The 919-nt window shown below is 63.5% G+C and carries 1 protein-coding gene and 1 pseudogene; both read right to left on the minus strand.

Annotation, left to right across the window (positions count from 1 at the left end):
• The coding region (locus DBR20_RS23210; protein ID WP_258223360.1) for a TonB-dependent receptor plug domain-containing protein at positions 1–637 on the minus strand (637 nt) is incomplete at its 3' end.
• A gap of 196 nt (positions 638–833) precedes the next feature.
• Positions 834–919, minus strand: a pseudogene (locus DBR20_RS23750) (TetR family transcriptional regulator); the annotation flags it as partial.

Below are 919 nucleotides of genomic sequence, written 5' to 3' on the forward strand. Positions count from 1 at the left end.
TGTTCCAGTTGCGCTGGGCGATCACCGACAGTCCGGCGTCGGCTTCGCTGGCGACCAGATCCAGACGGACGTCGGCGTTTTTCTGCGGCGTGCCCTTCAGCACGTCCACGCCGGCCTGCACATGGCCACCGCTGCGTGCAGGCAGCGGCGGAATCAGATTGATGACACCGGCCACCGCGCCCGGCCCGTACAGAGACGAACCACCGCCCTTGACCACTTCGATGCGGTCGACGAAGCCGGCGGGAATCTGTTCCAGCCCGTACACGCTGCCCAGCGTGGACAGCAGTGGAATGCCATCGAACAGCAGCTGGTTGTAGGCACCGGGAAGGCCCAGCAGCTGCACTTCACTGGTGTTGCAGTTCTGGCAGTTGCTTTCCACCCGCAGGCCGTTGATCAGCTCCACCGCGCGCGAAAAATCGGTGGCTGCGCGCAGTGCGATGTCTTCCTTGCGTAGTACTTCGGTGCGGATCGGTACGTCCGACAGCAGGCGTTCGCTGCGCGTGGCGGTGCTGACTTTCACCTGCACCCGGTCCAGCTCGGTAGGTGAGGGCGGTGCAGCGACTGCGGCCAGTGGCAGGGCGGCGGCGATACCGGCAGCCAGCGGCAGCCGGCGGAGAAGGGGGGCAGCAATGCGCATGAGGGCGTCGTCCTTGGTGAGGGAGGGCGGCGAGGGCGACCTGGCTGGCGCACATGAAAGCAGAAGCTCATCAATATAGCAATTGCTATATTGCCGTTTCAGCTTGCGGCGGGACCGTGATCTTTACTCGAATTCGAGTGTTATAACATTACAAAAAGCGCACGGAAGCGTGCCGGTGGTCATGCACCGGAATGGGTCAGCCGCGACGGAAGGCGGCGGGAGTGCGCGCGCCGACGATGATCATGCGGATCATCGTGGAGATCTGTTCGACCAGTTCCGGGT

This window comes from Stenotrophomonas sp. HMWF023, assembly GCF_003060985.1.
Lineage (GTDB): Bacteria > Pseudomonadota > Gammaproteobacteria > Xanthomonadales > Xanthomonadaceae > Stenotrophomonas > Stenotrophomonas lactitubi.